The following is a 20,973-nucleotide window of genomic DNA, read 5'->3' as shown; positions in this document are numbered from 1 at the left end:
AACTTATATGGATGAATATAAAGTTATTGAGATAAAGCGAAGTGTTTTCGAAGACAACGATAGGCAAGCAGACTTGCTTAGGGAAGAACTCAAAAATGACAAAACATTTTTACTTAATTTGATGTCGTCACCAGGTTCAGGTAAAACCACAACTGTTTTAAGAACAATTGAGGCGCTTAAAGATGAAATGAAAATTGGTGTCCTAGAAGCTGACATTGACTCAGATGTTGATGCCAATACTGTTTCTAAGACTGGAGCAAAAGTAATACAACTCCACACAGGTGGAATGTGCCATCTTGATGCTGACATGACAAAGCAAGGACTATTAGGGCTAGGGACAGAGGATATAGAACTAGCAATTTTAGAAAATGTGGGGAATTTGGTATGTCCAGCAGAATTTGATACTGGTTCATCAAAAAATGCAATGATTTTAAGTGTACCAGAGGGAGATGACAAGCCTTTAAAATATCCTTTAATGTTCTCCATTGTTGATGTTTTATTAATTAATAAGATTGATGCAATAGATTATTTTGACTTTGATATAGAGGCAGTAAAAGAACGTGTTAAAAAGTTAAATCCTAACATTAAGGTTATTCCAATCTCTGCAAAAACAGGAGAAGGTATTAATGAGTGGGTAGATTGGATACGTACTGAAGTTACAAGTTGGAACGTAAAATAGCATCTTAATGATATTTTAGTTGGGAGGAAATAAATATGGTCAAGCAAAAAGTACTTCAACTGGCAAATAAAATTGCAGCTGGGATTACTGGCGGGATAATAAAGGTAAAGCCAACGGATCCAGAATATAGAATTTTAGAGCCTGTTACCTCAGATGAAGAGGCAGAAGTAGCACTTCATCTAGAAATTCGTAAACCTATGACCGTAAAGGAAGTTGCGAAGCTCTGCAAAAAGCCTGAGGATGAAGTAGAAAAGATCTTATATAAAATGGCAGTGGATGGCTCAATTAAACTAGATGAGGAAGATGGAGTAGATAAATACTGTCTTGAGCTATATGTACCCGGTGTTATGGAATACATGATTGACAATAAGGAGAACGTGGAGAAGTATCCAGTTATAGCAGAATGTTTTGAAGAGTATACAAGAAAATTAGGTATTATAATGGCAGGAAATATTCCAATTGGCCTGGGGGTAATGAGAGTTATTCCAATAGAAAGTGCTATAGATGGAGATACCAGAAGAGCTTCTTATGAGGAAATCTCATATCTACTTAATAAAAATGAGGTTTTTGCTGTTACAGATTGTGCTTGTCGTGTATCCATGAGAGTAAAAGGGGAAGGCTGCGGTCACACAGTTGAAGATATATGCATTCGTCTTGGCCCAGCGGCTGAATACTATATTCGTACAGGAAAAGGCAGAAGTATTACAAGGGAAGAGGCAATAGCTATTTGTGAGAAGGCTGAAAAAGAAGGGTTAATGCATCAAATACCTAATTTATCAGGACCAGGAAATGCTCTTGCTATATGTAATTGCTGCGGATGTTCTTGTTTTGGTTTAAGAAATGCTAACCTATATAAAAATCCTGATTGGTCAAGGTCAAATTATGTTTCCCAAATAGATCAAGATAAGTGTGTTGCTTGTGGAGAATGTGTTGAAAATTGCCCATCAAATGCCTTAACTTTAGGGTTAAGCTTATGTACTAAAGAAAAACCTGTAGAACCTGCAGAAAAGGACACCCCATATGATACTCCTTGGGGAAAGGATAAATGGGATTTAGATTATCGTCATAGAAAAGTTGTTGGGGACAGAGGCACAAGTCCTTGTAAATCAGAGTGTCCGGCACATATAGCTGTACAAGGATATATTAAAATGGCGTCTCAAGGAAGATATAGAGAAGCATTAGAGCTTATTAAGAAGGAAAATCCATTCCCAGCAGTTTGTGGTCGTATATGTCCAAGAAAATGTGAGTCTGCATGTACAAGATCAGGCTTGGATGAACCACTTGCTATTGATGAAATTAAGAAGTTTATAGCAGATCAAGATTTAAAGGGAGAATACCGATATGTACCTGAAAAAAGAGGGGACAGAGCAGAAAAAATAGCTATTATTGGTGGGGGACCAGCTGGACTATCATGTGCGTATTTCTTAGCAGTTGAAGGGTATAAGATTACGGTTTTTGAAAAGCAAAAAGTACTTGGTGGTATGTTAACACTTGGAATTCCAGCCTTTAGATTAGAAAAGGAAATAGTAAATTCAGAGATTGAAGTTTTAAAAGAACTAGGGGTAGAATTTAAAACTGGAGTTGAAGTGGGAAAAGATGTTACGCTTCAGGAACTTAGAAATAGTGGGTATAAAGCATTTTATGTAGCTATTGGAGCTCAAGCTGGTAGAAACCTAGGCTTAGACGGGGAAGAAGCTGAAGGGGTTATAACTGGTGTGGATTTCTTAAGAAAAGTAAATCTAGGGGAAGATACAAAACTAGAAGGAGCAGCTATCATAATTGGAGGCGGAAATGTTGCTATTGATGTGGCAAGAACTGCTGAAAGAGTGGGAGCCTCAAATATAGAAATGTTTTGCTTAGAAAGTAGAGAAGAGATGCCAGCCCTCGAAGAAGAAATAGATGAAGCATTAGCTGAAGGAATCAATATCAATAATTCCTGGGGTCCAAAAGCAATTCTTCATGAAGATGGCAAAGTTATCGGGGTAGAATTTAAAAAATGTATTTCTGTTTTTGATGAGAATAAAAGGTTTAATCCTAAGTTTGACGAAAAGACAACTAAAGTAGTTAAAGCAAATAATGTCTTGATTTCAGTAGGACAAGGGATTGATTTAGGAAGCCTATTAAAAAATACTAAAGTAGTATTAAATCCAAATAAAACCATAAAGGTTCAACCTCTTTCTTCTCAAACTGAGGAGCGGGATATATTTGCAGGGGGAGATGTAGTAACAGGACCTAAGTTTGCGATAGATGCCATTGCATTAGGCAAGCAAGGTGCAACCTCTATCCATCGTTATCTTCATGGAGATAATCTAGAGTTAGGACGTGAGAGAGAATATCGTGCTTTTGATAGAGAAAATCTAGATAAGGATGGTTATGATAGACTTCCAAGACAAAGGGCAGTTCATGTGGATGGAAGTAAGTCAAAATTAACCTTTAAAGACCTACGTTCTACATTTACAGAAGAGCAGGTGAAGAAGGAAACTGAGCGTTGTCTAGGCTGTGGTGCTACAGTTGTAGATCAATATCAATGCGTAGGTTGTGGAATGTGTACTATTAAATGTAAGTTCGACGCTATTAAGTTAGTAAGAAAATATAATAGCGCTGGGGTAGAGTTTAAAGATATGAAATCTACTGTAATTAAACACGTATTAAAGCGTCAGGGAAGAATTGCAGCAAAAAAGGTAAGAAAATCATTTAAAGCAATTATCCCAAAGAAAAAGCAAGAGGTTTAATATTGAGAGGTGAGTCCATTGCATGAAATTGGAGTTATGATGGAAGTTGTAAAAACAGTAGAAAACTTCGCTAAGAAAAATTCTATATCTAAAATTGAAACCTTAGTTTTGCAAATTGGTGAGTTATCCTCAATGATACCTAGATATATAGAAGCTTGCTTTCCAGCTGCAGTGGATGGGACTTTGCTTAAGGATACCAAACTGAAAATTGAAGTATTGCCAGGCAATGCTATGTGTAAAAAGTGTAATAAGGTTTTTAATCTTATAGAAAATAACAATAAATGCCCACACTGCGAAAGTAGGGAATGGGAAATATTAAGCGGCAGAGAATTTATGATTAAAGAAATTGTTGCATGTTAAAAGGTTTGAAAGCACTAATCCATAAAGGAGTAGTGCTTTTATCTTTATTAAATATCCATATTGGGTTACTTTTAATTATTGATAAGAGGCTTAGACATTGATATTATGGATTAAAAGAATGATTAAGTTAAATATCTAAGGAGATATAAAGATGGATGATTTAGAAAATAGAGAAGTAAAAGCAGTAAATGGGATTAGGGTTCCTAAGTTAGGCTTTGGTGTACATAATTTAGGTGAGGAAGAAGATATTGAAGGTGTGGTTAGTAAAGCTATAAGGGCTGGATATCGTCATTTTGATATTTCAGAAGAATACGCAAGTAAAATAAATTTTGGAGAAATCATTCAAAAAAGCAGTATACCACGAGAAGAATTCTTTATATCCTCAAAAGTTTGTAATTGGGACAATAGGTATGAAGATATAAATCAAGCATTTATAAAAGTATGTAAAGACCTGAATTTAGATTATATAGATATGTGTTTATTGCAATCTGAGGCTACTAATTATATAGAGGCATGGAAGGCTTTAGAAGAGTTATATTCAGAAGGGAAAATTAAAGTCATTGGTGTCTCTAATTTTGAGATTAAAGAATTAGAAGAATTAATAGAGAACTCAAAGATTTCACCTATGTTAAATCAAATAGAAACACATCCTAAATTACCTCAAAGCGAATTATACAATTATCATATTGAACATAAAATATTACATGAAGCATTGAATCCATTAGGAGAAGAAAGTGAAAGCTTACTTGAAAATCCAATACTAAAATTAATATCAAATAAATATGGCAAAAATGCTACTGAAGTGATTTTAAAATGGCATTTAGAGCGTGGAAGTATAGTGATTTTAGATCTACAAACTACAGAAAGAATAAAAGAAGATTTTAGCTTACTTGATTTTGAATTAACTAATGGTGAAATGGATGCAATAAGTAAATTAAACCTAGATATAAAACAAACAAACCCAAAGAAGAATTGGCTTTTTAAAAGTTTTATAAAAATATTTGACAAATAATAATTCGAATTATGTGAAATGATTTTTAGTCATTAAAGGTTATTATGAATAGAAAAAAACCTTTACGCTAAGAATTTCTGTAAAATACAGCCATAGCTTACACTTGACACTAAATATTCCTCTAGATTACTAAAAACTTACCGATAATATAAGTGGCGGAAAATTAAATCTTGGAGGGAGAACATATGAAAATCAAAACTATTAAGAACAAACTTATATTGACATTTATCTTAGTTATCTTAGTACCTATGTGTACTACAGGCATCATTTCTAATGTCGTGCTGACAAAAAGTCTTGAATCTTCTTATTCTAGTTCTATAGAGAAGTCTATAACTGGATTAAATAAAGTAGTAGATGAGTCTTATAATGGGTATGAAGCATCATTAGCTCAGATTACAGAAAATTCTATATCAAAAAATTCATTAGCTAATCCTAATGCAGCTATAGTAAAAAAAGAGCTTAATGGAATAATAAAAAGTAATCCTAAGATATTAAATGCTTATATTGCAACTGAAGATAAAAGCATGTACATATTTCCTGAGACAGAGCTTCCAAAGGGGTATAATCCTACTGTAAAGTCTTGGTATAAAGATACAATCTCTAATGATAAGATACTTTGGCAAGATGCGTATAAGGATGTAGCAACTGGAAAGATGGTAGTAACTGCTACAAAGAAAATAGTAGATGAATCTGGAAAAGCAATAGGGGTTGCTGGAATAGATATTGATATCACAAATATAGCAGATTTAGTTAATAAGACTCAAATTGAAAACTCAGGTGAAGTACTTCTTATGGATAAAACGGGAGTAGTAATTGCCTCTAAGAATAAAGACATATTACAGAAAAATTTAAATCCTGATAGAGTAAATACTAATGCAGATACACAAGATCAAAAGATGGAGAATGCATTTAAGGATAAATCAGAAGTATCCTGGATGAAACCAGTAATTGAAGGTAAATCAGGTGCTGATCAAACAAAGATTCTTGGAAAAGATAAATTAATTTATTATACAAGTAATGATAAATCTGGTTGGAAGCTTGTTGGAATGCTAGATACAAGTGAAGTATACGCTAAAGTTCTTTCTACAATTCGAATAACAGGTGGACTATTCGTACTATTTATAATAGCTGCACTTTGGGTTGGATTTAGAATATCTAAGAGCTTAACTAGTCCAATTAATCAATTAAAAGAAGCTATGAAAAAAGGTGAATCAGGTGACTTAACAGTTATTACTAACATAAAAAGTTCTGATGAGCTTGGAGAACTAGGTGGAAGATTCTCAAACATGATTGATAGTGTTAAGAATTTAGTTTTATCAGTTAAGAATTCAGCTGATGATGTACTCAAATTTTCAGAAACTCTAACAAGACAAGCAGATGAAGTTTCAACATCTTCAGAAGAAATATCTAGAGTTATGGATGATATTGCAAGAGGCGTACAAGAGCAGGCTACAGAAGTAGACAAGGCTGCAGGAATTGCAAATGATTTTAATAATAGCTTAACTATTATAAAAGAATACAATAGTAAGATGAATAAAGAAAGCCAAGAGATGGAGTCAAGCAGTGAAAAAACAATGGCTGCCTTCAAAGAACTTAAAACTAAAAATGAAAGCACAATAAATGGTGTTTCAGAAACAGCTAAGAGTATTGGAGTTTTAGTAAAAGAAACTGAAGATGTAGGTCAAATACTAAGCACAATACTAGAGATTTCTGAGCAAACTAACCTTTTAGCATTAAATGCAGCGATAGAAGCTGCAAGAGCAGGAGAATCTGGAAGAGGTTTTGCTGTAGTTGCAGAAGAAGTTAGACAACTTGCAGAACAATCAGGTACATCAGCAGAGAACATAAGAAATATAATTACTAGAGTTATTGAAACAACTAAGGTTGCAGCAGCAAATATGGATAACATTAGAGCTGATGTAGAAAATCAAAACTCAGCAGTTACTTATACAGAACAAAACTTTGTAAGTTTAAATAAGTCAATTGAAAGTATTGTAGAAAAAATAGAAGCAATGAATAAAAACATAGAATTGATGCTATCTAATAGCGAACTACTTACTTCAAATATTCATAATATATCAGCTGTTTCAGAAGAATCAGCAGCTGCAACAGAAGAGGTTAATGCAGGTGTTGCTAACCAATTAAATGATATACAAAATGTAAAAACACAAGCAGATGAACTTCATAGATTAGCACAAACACTAGAAAACTTAATAGAAAAATTCCAAGTTTAATATTAATAAAAAATGACGTATTGCAATCCATGATGGAGAGCAATACGTCTTCTTTACTTATAAGCTATTTAATTGATTTAACGAAACATGTAACTCCATTTTCAGATGCTTCTGTAAAGTTCATTTTCTTAAGGTATTTAATATGAGAAGCATTTGATGAATAACAGATGAATTTATTATATCCCTTATCTAAGAAATACTCTTTACTATTTTCATAAATAAATGTTCCAATTTTAAAATCCCTATATTCAGGTATAACAAAATCAAGATCTACAGTTAGGGTACCGCTTTCTTTTTCTGATGCAATAAAAATTCCAGCAGGTACTAAGTTTCTTAAAATATAAAAGCCAACAGGTGTATTTTTAGAATCATATTTAAGATTGCTAGAATAATTTTTAATATCTTCTTGATAGAAATCTAGAAAATTCTTAAAGTATTTAGAATCACTTTCAATTGGCATTATTTTAAAATATTCTTTTGTACCATAAATTTTTATAAGATAGTAAACATTAATTATGCAGATACATAGGTTCATAAAACCTACAGGGAAAGCGCCTATTAAAAATCCATATAAAGAAAATATTGCGGATCCTAATAGGTTAATCCACCTTAATTTTATTATAGAGCTCATTAATAAAGAAATTAAAACGATGAATGAGGCGATATACCCCAAAGCTTCTAAAAAATTATTACTCATTTTGTAGTCTCCCATAGCTATTATTTTCTGTATTCTAGTATAGCTTAAGAGTAAATAAAAGCAAAATCAGAAAAAAGCTCAAAAAAATAAGTAAGCGCTACCATATTATTATTTTCAAACTGTTTCTCCTGTTTTTATAGTTTTAACTTGTCCACAATTTAATCATGAGTATATCCAATAATATTAAATTCTTTAGATAAGATTTCAATAAAATCATCATACATTTTACAATTCATTTTTATACATGTAGATATGTGTATAGAGTCTACCCCTCTATTTTTCATTTGATTAGCTCTATGTAACATTTGTTCTAGTGAATTATCAGAGCATCCATTGCAATGAGTAAAACATATTATTTCAGAATTTAAATCATAATCCTTAAAGGAAGCATTTCTGTCATTAAAAGCCTTAAAGCATCCATAACTTGAACAAATTTTACTTTCGTTAAAACATGTAATAATACCAATTTTATTCATAAAAACAACTCCTTATATAAACTTTGTGTATATTAAGAAGTATAAATTAATATAGATTAGCAATCCTCCTATATTTCATTTTCTAATTTTGCAGTATTATTACATTCCTTTATTATTTGTTACAATTGCTATATAATATGTACATAGAAATTTTAAAATAAGGGGCGATTTAAGTGTACGTAAGCGAAACAAAAATTGTTGTTAGATATGCAGAAACTGATCAGATGGGAATAGTACATCATTCTAATTATTATATTTGGTTTGAGCAAGGTAGAACTGATTACATAAAAGGCAGTAATATGAGTTATAGTGATATGGAGAATAGGGGAATATTAATGCCACTAGCTGAAAGTAGTTGTAAATATATTCAAGGTGCAAAGTATGAAGATGAATTAATAATAAAGACTTGGGTAAGCCATTTATCGCCAGTGAAAGTGGTATTTAATTATTCTGTGATTAGAGAAAAGGATCAAAAGGAAATTTCTAAAGGAAGTACAGTACATGCTTTTGTAAATAAAGACCTTAAGATAATGAATATTAAAAAGACTCATTCAGATATTTATGAGAAATTACAAACATTGATGTAGTAAATAAAGAAAAGATCACTTTAGTGTAATGCTAAAAGTGGTCTTTTTTATCTATCTCATCAAGTTTTGATAATATTAAGTATGTGCTGGTTACCATTATAGAACCAAGTAAGCATACACCAGTTAGTATTGCAAATATAAATGAATCATTAGGAGATGTGTAATCTGATCCAATAAAAAAAGAAGCAAATTTAATTAAAAAGTAAGTACCAAAAAATAAAACAATTGAAGTTAAAACTTTATTAATCTTATGAGTTTTATCAGTCATAAAAACCTCTCTATTCTTTAACATAAAATCTTATGAAAAAAGGTGATAAAAGAATTAATAAAATCATCCAAGCTGGGTAAGCCCAGAATATATAAGCATTTAATCCTAATGCCTTAAATAGTTCAAATACATGGTTCTCAAATAATAATGGAATAAGAGCAAGTACAATTATAATTATACGGTAAATGGGCTTTATTAAATGTGTAGTTTTGCAACTTTCACATTTAATGGGCTTAAATCCACCCCAGCTCCAAATAGCTTTAATAATAGTAGACCACTTAAAACTATTAGAGCAGTTTATACATTTCTGAATTAACATACAATTCACCTTTCCTGAGTTTTATGATTTAGTATTATGTTTTCTCATGGATTTTAAAATATAGTTATATATATCTGTAAACCTAAAGATTTTTGAACCTATAAATCCAGCTAATCTAGATATAAGCATTCCTATAACTAAAGGTATTGAAATTACTAATAGTATTTGAAATATAGTACTAAAAAATGAATACATGTAAACACCTCTTATTATTCTTATTAACTTATTATAACTCAAAATCAAATTTATGGTAAAATATTTTTATGAGGGGGAGATTAGGATGACGCTTGATATTAAGTATGATGCAATAATAGTTGGGGCAGGTATGGGAGGCTTAAGTACTGCAGCTTTTCTAGCTAAAGAAGGGAAGAAAGTTTTAGTTATAGAAAAACACGATAAACCTGGTGGATTTATTACTTCATTTCAGAGAAAAGGATGTCATTTTGACATTGGTTTAGAAGGCTTAATGGAGCTTAGTGAAAATGGAGATATAACTGGATTTCTAAAATACTTTGGGGTGTCAGTGGAAACTGTTAAAAGAACTGAAAAATTAAGAGTTTTTACAGGATATAAAGATTATGTATTTAATTCAGCTACATTAAAAAGTGATTTTATAAAACAGTTTCCCCATGAAGAGGAAGCCATTAATAACTTTTTTAACTTAAATGAAAAGATATTAAGTGAAATGTATGGTGGAGGTGCTCCAAAACCTCCTTATGAAATGGGATTAATTGAAAAGCTTAAATTTGGAATTGATTCTATGATAAAAAGACCAACCTTAATGAAATATGGAATGAAAAATGCATATCCAATACTAAAAAAGAAATTTAAGGATAGAGACTTAATTAACGTTATAATTTCAAAAGGTATATGTAATATGGTGTATTTAGGTTATGTCTATAGATGGGATGTAGTAAATAGAGATGTTGTTTACTACCCAGTAGGTGGAATGCAGGCAATTCCTAATGCTGTAGTGAAGAATATAAACGATAATAATGGACAAGTGTTATTAAATACTGAGGTTAAAGAAATTCTTATAGAAAATGGAGTTGCAAATGGCGTAGAGTGTACTAATGGAAGTAGGTATTATGGGGATATTGTAGTTTCTAATTCTTCTGTACATTATACAATTAACAAGCTTGCTAAGCATGCACAAGAATTAGAACCATTAAGAAAGAGTATAGAAAAACGTGAAATATATCCTGGTGCTATGATTAATTTCATGGGAGTAAGTAGAGAATATGATTTTGGTGGAGTAAATTATATAGCAATAATGGATAAAGATACTATAGATTTGGATTTTGATGATTATACTCCATATAATTGTCCAATATGGTTAATTGTAAGTGAAAAACCAAAGGAACAGTTAGATCATTCAGTTACAATCTTAGCATACCTTCCATATAAATACCATAATAATTGGGATACTGGAATAGTCGGTACTAGAGGAGAAGAATACAGGAAATTAAAGAGTGAAGTAGAAACTATTATAACTAATAGAATTTGCGAAAAAATGGGCGAAGATTTTAGAAAGTCAATATTATTTTGTGTAGCATCTACCCCTGTATCTTCAGAAAGATATACTTATAGCACTGAGGGCGCATTTATGGGATGGATGATGAATGAAGGAAATTACGGTAAATTTATTCCTCAAGAAACTAAAGTAAATAATCTTTATTTAGTTGGGCAGTGGGTTTTCCCTGGTGGAGGGGTAGCAGGTGTTATGGCAAGTGCTTATTACTTATCTAAAAAGATTTTGGCTTTAGACAACATAGATTTAGAGAAGAAGTATAAAAAAAGTATATAGATATAGTGTTTCGTAACTAGGAGAGAAGTTTTTAAGGCTTCTCTTTTTTATATGCTATAATTAATTTACAAGAACGAGACATGCTAATTATATCTTAAGGGGGAATTATATATGGAAAAGTGCAATACAATTATTTTTGATTTAGATGGAACATTACTTGATACTCTTGATGATCTAACAGATAGCGTAAATTACTCATTAGCACGTCATGGATTCCCATGCAGGGAAAAAGATGAGGTTAGAAGATTTGTTGGAAATGGAGTTGCGCGTTTAATAGAACTAGCTATTCCAGAAGGACGTAGCAATCGAAAGTATGATATATGCTTAGCAGATTTTAAAGAGCATTATTCTAAAAATAAACAAAATAAAACCAATGCTTATAATGGAATAATGGAGCTTTTAGAAAAGTTATCTAAAGAAAACTATAAGCTTGCAATTGTATCAAATAAGTTTGATAAGGCTGTAAAAGAACTTAATCAAATTTATTTTGGGGAATATATAAAAGTAGCAATTGGACAATCAGAGCACATAGCTAAAAAGCCTGCACCAGATACTGTTTATATGGCATTAGAAGAATTAGGTTCAAATACTGATAATTCAATATATGTAGGAGATTCTGAAGTAGATGTAAAGACTGCTAAGAATTCTGGGATTAAATGTGTAGGTGTTACCTGGGGCTTTAGAGGAAGAGAAGTTTTAGAAGATAAGGGTGCAGATTATATTATAGACAAGCCGTCAGAATTACTGGAAATAATTGCATAACATGTTGTATAATTAAGGTGTGAATTATTTAAGAGGGGAATCTTTATGTTAATTGGGGTGGCTATTTTATTCTTAATAATAGCTTTATTAATCTTTTCAGGAAAAGGAAGCTTTCTTATAATTGGATACAATATAGCATCAAAAGAAGAAAAAGAAGAGTATAATGAGAAAAAACTTTGTAGGGCAGTAGGAACACTATGCATATATATTTCCATAATAACTGCCTTAGCTAATTTCTTTAAGTACAATGATATATATGGAACTTTTTATTTGGTTTCAATATTTGCAATGATTATATCTACAATTATCTATATAAATACTAAGTGTAAAAAAACAAACTAAAACTGCTGGAGGTAAAGTAATTGAATTTTGATCAATACTTAAGACATGTTGAATTGCGCCATGAAAGAATAGAATCTTTTTCTGAATTTCCATATTGTCTGCCATCAGTAAGAAACTTAGATAGAATGGAGTTTCACCCAAAGGTTACATTTTTAGTAGGTGAAAATGGAACTGGTAAATCAACAATACTTGAAGCAATTGCCATTGCATTTGGTTTTAATCCAGAAGGCGGAACTAGAAATTTTAACTTTTTAACAAAGGATACTCATTCAGAACTACACGATGCAATTAAACTTGTTAAAGGAGTTAAGAGACCACGTGATGGATTTTTCTTAAGAGCAGAGAGCTTTTATAATGTAGCTACAAATGTAGATGAACTTGATGCAGCGGAATTCTATGGAGGAAAATCTCTTCACTCACAATCTCATGGGGAGTCTTTTTTATCACTTATAAGAAATAGATTCAGTGGGAATGGCTTATATATTTTAGATGAGCCTGAAGCCGCACTTTCACCAGCAAGACAAATGTCCATGATAGCTATAATGCATGAGCTTATAAGTAATAACTCTCAGTTTATTATAGCAACTCATTCGCCAATAATAATGTCTTATCCTAATTCTTTTATCTATGAATTAAATGATGGAATTAAAAAGGTTAACTATAAGGAAACAGAACATTATAAAATTACAAGAGCATATCTTGAAAATCCTGAAAGAATGCTTAAGATACTCTTAGAAAATGAGTAGAATAAATAGTGTTGGAAGTCACAAGACTTCCTTTTATTTTTTATAAATTAAAATATTTAATAAAATTGTAATAGAATTTTAAAGATTATTAAGTAAATATTTACATTTTACATAGTATAATAAAGTAAATTGACTTTAATACTTTAAAGAATAAAAATTAATTTTAAAAGGGGAATAACCATGGGCTATATACCTAAAAAAGTTAAGTTCATTATAGACAAGCATATAGAAATGATAGAAGAAAGACTTCCTGATTTGCTTGAAGGCTATTATATTTATGGATCGTTATCTCTAGGAAAATTTCATTATGGTTTTAGTGATATCGATTTTATTGCAGTAGTTAATAGAGAAGTTAGTGAAGAAGAATTAGAAGTTTTAAAATATATTCATAATAGTATTAATAAAAAGTATCGTAAGACAACACTAGATGGAATGTATGTTATGGAAGAAGATATAGAATCCTTAAATAAAGAGGGAGATAGATGTATTAGGTTTAATGACGGAAAATTTGAAGGATATATAAAGTTTAATAGAAATTCAATAGATGCATATCAATTAAAAAAATGTGGAATCGTCATAAAGGGGAAAGATATTGAGGATTATAAACTAGAAGTCAATTTTGATATTTTAATTAATGAAATGAGGAATAATCTGAATAGTTATTGGGTCAACTGGATGAATGGCTGTAAGAAATTTATGTCATCAAAATACATTGGTTCCTTTGTTAGTCTAAAGAATATTGAGTGGGGAGTTTTAGGTGTTTCTCGTCTATATTATACATTAAATGAAAAGGATATAACCTCAAAAGTTGGAGCAGGAGAGTATGCTTTAAGCAAAGTGCCTGCCAAATGGCATAATATAATAAAAGAATCCATGAAGCTTAGAAAGGATAGCAAGGAATCTTATTATAAATCTTTCTCTAAGAGAAGAGATGATGCTTTAGAATATATGGATTACATAATAAAAGAAAGCAATAGACTATTAGATGGGAAGAAATAAGCTATTTTAAAAAAAGAACAGAATACTAAGTTAGTATTACTGTTCTTTTATAGTTATTTTACTTACTTTTTTTTTTTGCCCTTTTATATTTTTGATAAAGAATATCTTTTAAAACCAAAACTGTGTCAGAATCATCAAAACCAAACTCACTTTGAAAGGCATCATATAGCTCAGAAATTTTTTTGCTATATTTATCTATCCCTTTCATACCTTGATATGAAGCTAATATTGGATACTTTTTACTCCAAGCACTAGTCCAATCAATTTCATCAACTATTAATTCAATACTAGTAAGGTCACCTCCAATAGGGGTTCCACTTATAAGATAATCATAGCTTACATTATAAAGTTCACTTAGTAATTTAGCTTTAATAAGTTCAGGAACAGTCTGATCAGTTTCCCACTTACTCACAGTTTGTCTAGATACACCTAATTTCTCAGCTACATCTTCTTGAGATAAAGCAGCCTTTTTACGTAAATCTAATAATTTTTCGCCGAAGGACATAATTATCACCAACCTTTTTTCTACTTCAATACGTATTGATTAGTTATAGTATACTAAAGGATAAATATCATTTCTATCAAGTAAAACTGGAATTTTGTCAACTAAACTTAACATTTTAAAGTATAATGAATATATATTTGCTTACACTACGAGAATAAGTAATCCTACTTAATTGTGCAGGAAAAGTCGGATGTGTATTTTAAAATTTTGATATCCTGTTAATGAAAGGAGGTCATATAAATGGATTCGCTAGGAAGAATGAATGAAGCATTAAACTATATTGAAGAAAATCTAGATGGTGATATTGATTTAAAGATAGTGGCTAAAATAGCATATTGCTCAGAATATCATTTTCAAAGAATGTTTTCATTCCTTGCAGGTATTACTTTGTCTGAGTATATTCGCCGCAGGCGTCTCACTCTTGCAGCATTTGAGCTTAGTAATAGTAATTTTAAGGTGATTGATATAGCAATAAAATATGGATATAACTCACCAGATTCATTTACTAGAGCATTTCAGAATTTACATGGCATAACACCATCAGAAGCTAAGAATAATGGTAAAGCGCTTAAAGCATATCCAAGAATGACTTTCCAAATTACAATTAAGGGAGGAAATGAAATGAAGTATAGAATTGAAGAAAAAGAGGGATTTTCCATAGTTGGTATTATGAAGAGAGTACCAATAGTATTTAACGGAGCAAATCCTGAAATCACATCTATGTGGCAAAGCCTAACTCCAGAGATTATTAAAGAACTTAAGGAACTTTCAAATATTGAGCCAAGAGGAATTATTAGTGCTTCCACGAACTTTTCAGAAAATAGAATGGAAGAAAAAGGTGGACTTGATCACTATATTGGTGTAGCGACAAATAAGGAATGTTCTGATAAATTTAAGAAACTAGAAGTGGCACCTTCAACCTGGGCTGTATTCGAAGCAAAGGGACCATTCCCAGAGACTCTTCAAAATATATGGGGACGTATATACTCAGAATGGCTGCCAGCTTCAAATTATGAAGTAGTAGAAGGACCAGAGATACTTTGGAATGAAAGTAAGGACACAACAGCACCAGACTATAGAAGTGAAATTTGGATTCCAGTTATGAAGAAGTAAGAACTAAAACACCGTAAATTAATACGGTGTTTTTTATGTTTAATATCTATAATAACTCAAATATGGTATAATTTTCATATAAAAATTAAAGGCAGGTTATATTGATGAGAAAAAAACTCATTATATTAATCATTAGCATAATTATGACATTTATGATAGTTATGCATTTGAATCCTTATTATGCACTAAGAATACACTTGTTTATAACAGGTTATAGAAAGGCTGCATTAGAATCTCGTATTATTGAAAGTTCTCATGATAGTAATCAAGATAACGTAAAATACTATTATTTTGATAAAAGACCTATTGATATGTTTGGTTCTGAACAAGGAGACTATAAAGTAACTAAAATTGGGCCTTTGTATTTTGTAAAATACCAAGGAACTTAATAACGTAATTGGAGGTTCTAATGATTATAAATAAGAAACAGATAGAAGGCAAAAGGCTCACTTGGGTACTTAGATGTCCAACAAAAGAGGATTCAGAAGAACTTTCAGCATTGAGAATTAAAATTGATGGGGAAACAGAATATCTTGATAGAGAAGCAGGTGAAGGGATATTATCGTCAGAGGATTTTGAGAAGCTAATTTATGAAGATTCAATTTCAGAAAAAAACTTATTTTTAGTAGCAAAAGTAGAAGGAAAGTTAGTTGGTTTTGCACGATTACAAGGAAATGAACTAAGTAGATATAGACATAAAGCAGAGTTTGGTATTTGCATTTTAAAAGAATATTGGGGGTATGGTATTGGGAAAGTACTTCTTGATAATATTTTAGGATATGCAGATAATGTGGGAATAAAAAAAGTATGCCTATATGTAGTTGAAACCAACACAAAAGCCATTGAGCTTTATAAAAGCTTTGGATTTGTTCAAGAGGGACTATTAATTAATGATAGAATTCATAAGGATGGAAATTATTATAATACAGTTGTTATGGGAAGAATTATAAATTAAATAAGAGGAAAGCGTTGTAGGAACTCTAATAATCAATAATCAGTATATAAAAGTATAATGGCTCATAATTAAGTTAGCTTATTGGAACTCACATTAATCTTTTTAGATAATATAATAATATTAATAATAAGTTATAGGAGTAGAATAATATGAGCAGTCTTTTTCTTTATTCAGCTGCAATTATACTGTTCTTATTGTCTTATAGAAAAGATAAGGCAAAAACTAAAAAAGCACTATTAAGAGGGTGGAAATCCCTAGAGAATATGCTGCCTCAGTTTTTAGGAATAATAATAGTTGTTGGGTTAACACTTGCAATACTTAAACCTGAAACAATATCAAGTATATTAGGAAGTAATTCTGGTATTTTTGGAGTGTTTTTAGCAGCTTTATTAGGAAGTATAGCTATGATGCCTACCTTTGTAGCTTTTTCTACTGGAAATATGCTTCTTAATAATGGAGCAGGTCTAGCTCAAGTTGCAGCACTTATATCAACACTAACTCTTATTGGAATAATCACTATTCCTTTGGAAGCTAAATATATAGGAAAAAGAGGCACCTTTTATAGAAACTTTATAGCTTTTATCTTTTCAATTATAGTAGCATTCTTTGTTGAAAAGGTGGTGCCAATAATATGATAAAAACTCTAGCAAAAAGGTATTCTTTTTTTATTGTAGCTCTTTTGGTATTAATAGTAATCACAATTTTCAATAAAGATCTGGGTTTAAAATCCTTTGGTATAGCTTTTTCAAGTTTTGAACAGATGATTTTAGTAGTGCCTCCAATTATGTTACTGCTAGGATTAATGGATGTTTGGATTCCAAGAGAAACCATGATGAAGTACATGGGAGATAATTCAGGTATAACAGGAATCTTTCTTGCTATACTTATAGGCTCATTAGCTGCAGGGCCTATGTATGCAGCATTTCCTTTTACAATAGTATTACTTAAAAAGGGTGTTAAATTTAGCAATATAATAATTTTTATGAATGCTTGGTGCGTAACCAAAGTATCTACCCTTATGTTTGAATTTGCAGCACTGGGCTATAAATTTACAATAGCAAGGCTATTAATTGATCTGCCAGGGGTAATACTAATGGGGTATTTAGTTCAGGCGTTAATGCCAAAGGAGGAACTAAAGAGGCTATATAAAGGTAGTTCATAATAAAGATAAAAGATAACTAAGACAAACTACTTTGTACGGAAATCTTAGTTATTTTTATTAAATAAAGTATTCTTCCATGATAAAATATGAGGTAATTATTATAGAAAAACCTAGAGGAGGTTTTTAAGTTCAACTAATAATTTACTCATGCCTGAAAATGTCCAGTAACCGACATTTTCAAACAAGAATAAATTAAGTTTCTTACAAAAACCTAGAGGAGGACAACATGGAATTTTTAAAGTCTATATTTTACTTTATATTAGCTGGAATATTTGAAATTGGCGGAGGCTACTTAGTTTGGCTATGGATACGTGAGGGAAAGAGTATCATTTATGGAATAATGGGAGCAATAGTTTTAATATTATATGGAATTATTCCTACTTTACAACCTCCTAACTCTAATTTTGGCAGAGTGTATGCAACCTACGGTGGAATTTTTATTGTTTTATCAATATTATGGGGATGGAAGGTTGATAATATAATACCTGATAAGTTTGACTTAATTGGAGGAGCAATTGCATTAATTGGGGCAATTATTATTATGTATGCGCCTAGAGGATAGCCATAAATATAAAGTTAGAAAAGTAATAGTTACATAAGATTTTGAATAAATATTTAAGACATATGGTATTGGTAAATAATTATGTATAAAGGAGAGTTTTATGAAAAAGGTAATCGCAAGTATAATTAGTTCTATATTTGTATTTACACTATTTTTAACTGGATGCTCAAATAATAAATCAGACACAATAGAAACAGCTAGTAAAGATAAGGATGAAACATATTTAAAACTTGAGAAGTACATGAATAAGTATAGTAATTTTAATGGTACAGTCCTTGTAGCTAAAAATGAAAAGATTTTATTTGAAAATGGATATGGTATGGCAGATGCTGAAAATAAGAGGCAAAACACTCCGAAAACTGTTTTTAAAATAGCCTCGATAACAAAACAATTTACTGCAACAGCAATACTAATGCTTCAGGAAAAAGGGCTATTAAATGTTCAAGATACAATTGACAAATATATTGAAAATTATCCTAATGGGAATAAGATAAAAATTTTTAATCTTTTAAATCACACTTCAGGTATTCCTGATTACCTTAAGCTCATCAGTGCGAATAGTGGATATACTCCTGAGAAGCTTGTTGGGCTGTTCAAGGATAAAAAACTAAATTTTGCACCTGGAACTAACTATGAATATAGTAACTCTAACTACGTTTTATTAGGATATATAATTGAGAAAGTATCAGGTATGAGTTATGAAGATTATATGCAAGAGAATATATTTAAACCTTTAAAACTTGAGTCTACTGGAACTTTAAATAATATGGATAGAGCAACTGAAAAGGCAGAAGGGTACTCATATATAAATCATAAATCAAATCAATATCAAAAAGACATAGATATGGATCCTTCATTAGCTTTTGCTGCAGGAAACTTATATTCAAATGTAGAAGATTTGCTTGTATGGAATAATAACTTATGCTCAGGCAAACTTATAAATGAAAATTCATTAAAGGAAATGTTAACTCCGTATCTAAATGGTTATGGCTTTGGCTGGTTTATAATCAACAAAGATAATCAAAAACTTATTGAACATGAAGGGGATATACTTGGATTTACAACACTAATAAGAAGAGATATGAATACAGGATATGTAGTTATTCTTTTAAGTAATAAACTTGGTGAGGGTGCAAGTTTAAAGGAGATGTGTGACGGATTATTTGCAACTGTAAGTAATAAGTAAAATCTTCTATAAAATATGTAATATAGGGTATATAATGTAATTATAACCACTAAGGAGGAGTAGAGAATGATCAACAAAATAGGAAAGATTACGTTATATGTGAATAACCAAGAGGACGCAAAAAAATTCTGGACAGAAAAAATGAACTTCGTAGTTAAGTTTGAGCAAGCAATGGGACCAAATATGAAATGGATAGAAGTTGGACCAAGTGAAGATGAGTTTACAACTTTCGTTTTATATGACAAGAATGCTATGAAGGCTCAAAATCCATCAACTAGTGTTGAACATCCTTCAGTGTTATTAAGTACAACTGATATAGAAGCTACATACAACGAAATGAAAGAAAATGGAGTTGAGGTAGCAGAATTAATGAATATGCCATATGGAAAGATGTTTTCATTTAAGGACCAAGACGGAAATCAATTTATAGTTAGAGAAGATAATTGATACATTGAAAAAAACACCGATAAATTTCATGTTACATTGAATTTTTCGGTGTTTTTTATTTAGGAAATAAATATGTCCCCTTTACCAAATATCACAAGATTATAAGTTGGTTTAATAGGTAATAAATTTTGTTTTCCAGTGTTAGGTTCAAGTCTTAAATATTCTAGAATTACTTGATGATCATCATATACTGTTACATGCATAGTGAACTCTCTAGAAGTGTTTTGAACGGAATAAATTTTATTAGGCTCAAGATTTAAAACAGATGCACTATAAATACCTTCTCTAAGGGTATTAGTGATAGGTTGTGCGTGTGGAGCTATCCCCAAAAGATTAAATGATAAACATAAGAAAACTAAAAAAGTAACTATTTTTTTCACTATAATACCACCTTTCAATTAATATGATGGATTATAAATTTCTTTTTATACATAAGAGAGCTTTTTATTGTTTACGCTCTTTACTTATTCATTTCTTTTGATAAAGCAACTAATTTATTAATGGTTTTCCAGTTGCGAACAGTTACAGGTACATCTAATTTATGTAGATTATTAGCAAGTTTTGAATTTCTAATACTGTTTTTAAATAGTAGATATACATCCTTTCCTATAACGCTATATTCATCATTCTCACTTTTATAAGAACTTAATTTTTCCACATTTTCTTGTAATGGTGAACTAAGTAATAGAGCAACATATAAGCATTCTGTATCTGATTGAGATTCAGCATCTTTTATTTGTTCATCAGAAAAAGGACAATTATTAATTATATCTTCAAGTTCTGAAGAAGTTCTTAAAACAACTGTTAAGGAAATTTTAAAAGCTTTCTCAATCTCACGTTCTAATTTCTCTTTTATAATATTTTCATTTGATTTAAAAAGCACATTTCCACTTTGGATATATGTTTTTACCTCCAAAAAACCAATAGATTCAAATACTTTTTTTAGTTCTGCCATCTTTATAATATTTTTGCCACCTACGTTAATGCCACGTAGCAGCGCAATAAATGTAGTCATTATTAAAA

At 30.7% G+C, this 20,973-nt stretch carries 27 protein-coding genes; 19 read left to right on the top strand and 8 right to left on the bottom strand.

The features are described 5' to 3' along the window. Positions 1-7: 7 nt before the first annotated feature. The 5 genes from hypB to L1S47_RS12295 all read left to right on the top strand — a co-directional run bounded on the left by hypB (position 8) and on the right by L1S47_RS12295 (position 7,017). Positions 8-679 carry a hydrogenase nickel incorporation protein HypB gene (gene hypB / locus L1S47_RS12315; RefSeq protein ID WP_238883831.1) on the top strand — a complete coding sequence of 224 codons (672 nt, stop codon included), beginning with the start codon at positions 8-10 and terminating at the stop codon, positions 677-679. A gap of 35 nt (positions 680-714) precedes the next feature. Continuing rightward, positions 715-3,411, top strand: a complete 2,697-nt coding sequence (locus tag L1S47_RS12310) for an FAD-dependent oxidoreductase (RefSeq protein ID WP_238883830.1) — start codon at positions 715-717, stop codon at positions 3,409-3,411. Between the two features lie 18 nt (positions 3,412-3,429). Then, on the top strand, positions 3,430-3,771 hold the full coding sequence (gene hypA / locus L1S47_RS12305) for a hydrogenase maturation nickel metallochaperone HypA (protein WP_238883829.1): 342 nt from the start codon (positions 3,430-3,432) through the stop codon (positions 3,769-3,771). Between the two features lie 151 nt (positions 3,772-3,922). Continuing rightward, entirely contained in the window at positions 3,923-4,783 is an 861-nt protein-coding gene (locus tag L1S47_RS12300) for an aldo/keto reductase (protein WP_238883828.1), read from the top strand. Between the two features lie 185 nt (positions 4,784-4,968). Next, positions 4,969-7,017: a methyl-accepting chemotaxis protein gene (locus L1S47_RS12295; RefSeq protein ID WP_238883827.1), complete on the top strand. Its 2,049-nt coding sequence runs from the start codon at positions 4,969-4,971 to the stop codon at positions 7,015-7,017. 64 nt (positions 7,018-7,081) lie between these two features. Here the strand turns inward: L1S47_RS12295 and L1S47_RS12290 are convergent, their stop codons facing one another. Together L1S47_RS12290 and L1S47_RS12285 are read right to left on the bottom strand one after the other, a co-directional pair. After that, entirely contained in the window at positions 7,082-7,714 is a 633-nt protein-coding gene (locus tag L1S47_RS12290; protein WP_238883826.1) for a hypothetical protein, read from the bottom strand. 158 nt (positions 7,715-7,872) lie between these two features. Beyond that, positions 7,873-8,190, bottom strand: coding sequence for a CGGC domain-containing protein (locus L1S47_RS12285; protein ID WP_238883825.1), 318 nt, complete (start codon positions 8,188-8,190; stop codon positions 7,873-7,875). 173 nt (positions 8,191-8,363) lie between these two features. On the opposite strand from L1S47_RS12285, the gene L1S47_RS12280 reads away from it, so the two are divergent. Continuing rightward, the gene (locus L1S47_RS12280; RefSeq protein ID WP_238883824.1) at positions 8,364-8,777 is read left to right on the top strand and encodes a thioesterase family protein; all 414 of its coding nucleotides are present in this window, start codon (positions 8,364-8,366) and stop codon (positions 8,775-8,777) included. 31 nt (positions 8,778-8,808) lie between these two features. On the opposite strand, the gene L1S47_RS12275 is transcribed toward L1S47_RS12280, so the two are convergent. From L1S47_RS12275 to L1S47_RS12270, 3 genes are read right to left on the bottom strand one after another with little or no spacing between them, the layout of a single operon-like run. Next, entirely contained in the window at positions 8,809-9,045 is a 237-nt protein-coding gene (locus L1S47_RS12275) for a hypothetical protein (RefSeq protein ID WP_238883823.1), read from the bottom strand. Positions 9,046-9,055: 10 nt separating this feature from the next. Next, entirely contained in the window at positions 9,056-9,364 is a 309-nt protein-coding gene (locus L1S47_RS20760) for a TIGR04104 family putative zinc finger protein (RefSeq protein WP_373689072.1), read from the bottom strand. A 21-nt stretch (positions 9,365-9,385) separates the two neighbouring features. Further along, entirely contained in the window at positions 9,386-9,559 is a 174-nt protein-coding gene (locus tag L1S47_RS12270; RefSeq protein WP_238883822.1) for a hypothetical protein, read from the bottom strand. A gap of 85 nt (positions 9,560-9,644) precedes the next feature. On the opposite strand from L1S47_RS12270, the gene L1S47_RS12265 reads away from it, so the two are divergent. The 5 genes from L1S47_RS12265 to L1S47_RS12245 all read left to right on the top strand — a co-directional run bounded on the left by L1S47_RS12265 (position 9,645) and on the right by L1S47_RS12245 (position 14,020). After that, the gene (locus L1S47_RS12265; RefSeq protein WP_238883821.1) at positions 9,645-11,171 is read left to right on the top strand and encodes an NAD(P)/FAD-dependent oxidoreductase; all 1,527 of its coding nucleotides are present in this window, start codon (positions 9,645-9,647) and stop codon (positions 11,169-11,171) included. A 111-nt stretch (positions 11,172-11,282) separates the two neighbouring features. Then, the gene (locus L1S47_RS12260) at positions 11,283-11,933 is read left to right on the top strand and encodes an HAD family hydrolase (RefSeq protein ID WP_238883820.1); all 651 of its coding nucleotides are present in this window, start codon (positions 11,283-11,285) and stop codon (positions 11,931-11,933) included. 45 nt (positions 11,934-11,978) lie between these two features. Next, complete coding sequence (locus L1S47_RS12255) at positions 11,979-12,275, top strand: DUF3784 domain-containing protein (protein WP_238883819.1); 297 nt, start codon at positions 11,979-11,981, stop codon at positions 12,273-12,275. A 20-nt stretch (positions 12,276-12,295) separates the two neighbouring features. Then, positions 12,296-13,021, top strand: a complete 726-nt coding sequence (locus L1S47_RS12250; protein WP_238883818.1) for an AAA family ATPase — start codon at positions 12,296-12,298, stop codon at positions 13,019-13,021. A gap of 180 nt (positions 13,022-13,201) precedes the next feature. After that, the gene (locus L1S47_RS12245) at positions 13,202-14,020 is read left to right on the top strand and encodes an aminoglycoside adenylyltransferase domain-containing protein (protein ID WP_238883817.1); all 819 of its coding nucleotides are present in this window, start codon (positions 13,202-13,204) and stop codon (positions 14,018-14,020) included. A 58-nt stretch (positions 14,021-14,078) separates the two neighbouring features. On the opposite strand, the gene L1S47_RS12240 is transcribed toward L1S47_RS12245, so the two are convergent. Beyond that, positions 14,079-14,525, bottom strand: a complete 447-nt coding sequence (locus tag L1S47_RS12240) for a helix-turn-helix transcriptional regulator (protein WP_238883816.1) — start codon at positions 14,523-14,525, stop codon at positions 14,079-14,081. A 240-nt stretch (positions 14,526-14,765) separates the two neighbouring features. Here L1S47_RS12240 and L1S47_RS12235 point away from each other — a divergent pair, with 240 nt between their 5' ends. From L1S47_RS12235 to L1S47_RS12200, 8 genes are all read left to right on the top strand, one after another. After that, on the top strand, positions 14,766-15,638 hold the full coding sequence (locus L1S47_RS12235) for an AraC family transcriptional regulator (protein WP_238883815.1): 873 nt from the start codon (positions 14,766-14,768) through the stop codon (positions 15,636-15,638). Positions 15,639-15,742: 104 nt separating this feature from the next. Next, positions 15,743-16,027: a hypothetical protein gene (locus tag L1S47_RS12230; RefSeq protein WP_238883814.1), complete on the top strand. Its 285-nt coding sequence runs from the start codon at positions 15,743-15,745 to the stop codon at positions 16,025-16,027. Positions 16,028-16,047: 20 nt separating this feature from the next. After that, the gene (locus L1S47_RS12225) at positions 16,048-16,593 is read left to right on the top strand and encodes a GNAT family N-acetyltransferase (RefSeq protein ID WP_238883813.1); all 546 of its coding nucleotides are present in this window, start codon (positions 16,048-16,050) and stop codon (positions 16,591-16,593) included. A gap of 149 nt (positions 16,594-16,742) precedes the next feature. Next, a complete protein-coding gene (locus tag L1S47_RS12220) occupies positions 16,743-17,228 on the top strand; it encodes a permease (RefSeq protein ID WP_238883812.1) in 486 nt (161 codons plus the stop codon). After that, a complete protein-coding gene (locus tag L1S47_RS12215; RefSeq protein ID WP_238883811.1) occupies positions 17,225-17,755 on the top strand; it encodes a permease in 531 nt (176 codons plus the stop codon). The genes L1S47_RS12220 and L1S47_RS12215 overlap by 4 nt, the downstream gene beginning before the upstream one ends. Positions 17,756-17,981: 226 nt before the next feature. Next, on the top strand, positions 17,982-18,317 hold the full coding sequence (locus L1S47_RS12210; RefSeq protein WP_238883810.1) for a YnfA family protein: 336 nt from the start codon (positions 17,982-17,984) through the stop codon (positions 18,315-18,317). A gap of 100 nt (positions 18,318-18,417) precedes the next feature. Beyond that, entirely contained in the window at positions 18,418-19,503 is a 1,086-nt protein-coding gene (locus L1S47_RS12205; RefSeq protein WP_238883809.1) for a serine hydrolase, read from the top strand. Between the two features lie 66 nt (positions 19,504-19,569). After that, complete coding sequence (locus L1S47_RS12200) at positions 19,570-19,950, top strand: VOC family protein (protein ID WP_238883808.1); 381 nt, start codon at positions 19,570-19,572, stop codon at positions 19,948-19,950. A 59-nt stretch (positions 19,951-20,009) separates the two neighbouring features. On the opposite strand, the gene L1S47_RS12195 is transcribed toward L1S47_RS12200, so the two are convergent. Next, on the bottom strand, positions 20,010-20,330 hold the full coding sequence (locus tag L1S47_RS12195; RefSeq protein ID WP_238883807.1) for a hypothetical protein: 321 nt from the start codon (positions 20,328-20,330) through the stop codon (positions 20,010-20,012). Positions 20,331-20,410: 80 nt separating this feature from the next. Beyond that, positions 20,411-20,965: a DUF1697 domain-containing protein gene (locus tag L1S47_RS12190; protein WP_238883806.1), complete on the bottom strand. Its 555-nt coding sequence runs from the start codon at positions 20,963-20,965 to the stop codon at positions 20,411-20,413. Positions 20,966-20,973 lie beyond the last annotated feature (8 nt).

Origin of the sequence: Clostridium sp. YIM B02551 (genome assembly GCF_022324735.1) — a bacterium.
GTDB lineage: Bacteria > Bacillota > Clostridia > Clostridiales > Clostridiaceae > Clostridium_T > Clostridium_T paridis.
This window is presented reverse-complemented; position numbering and strand designations above follow the sequence as displayed.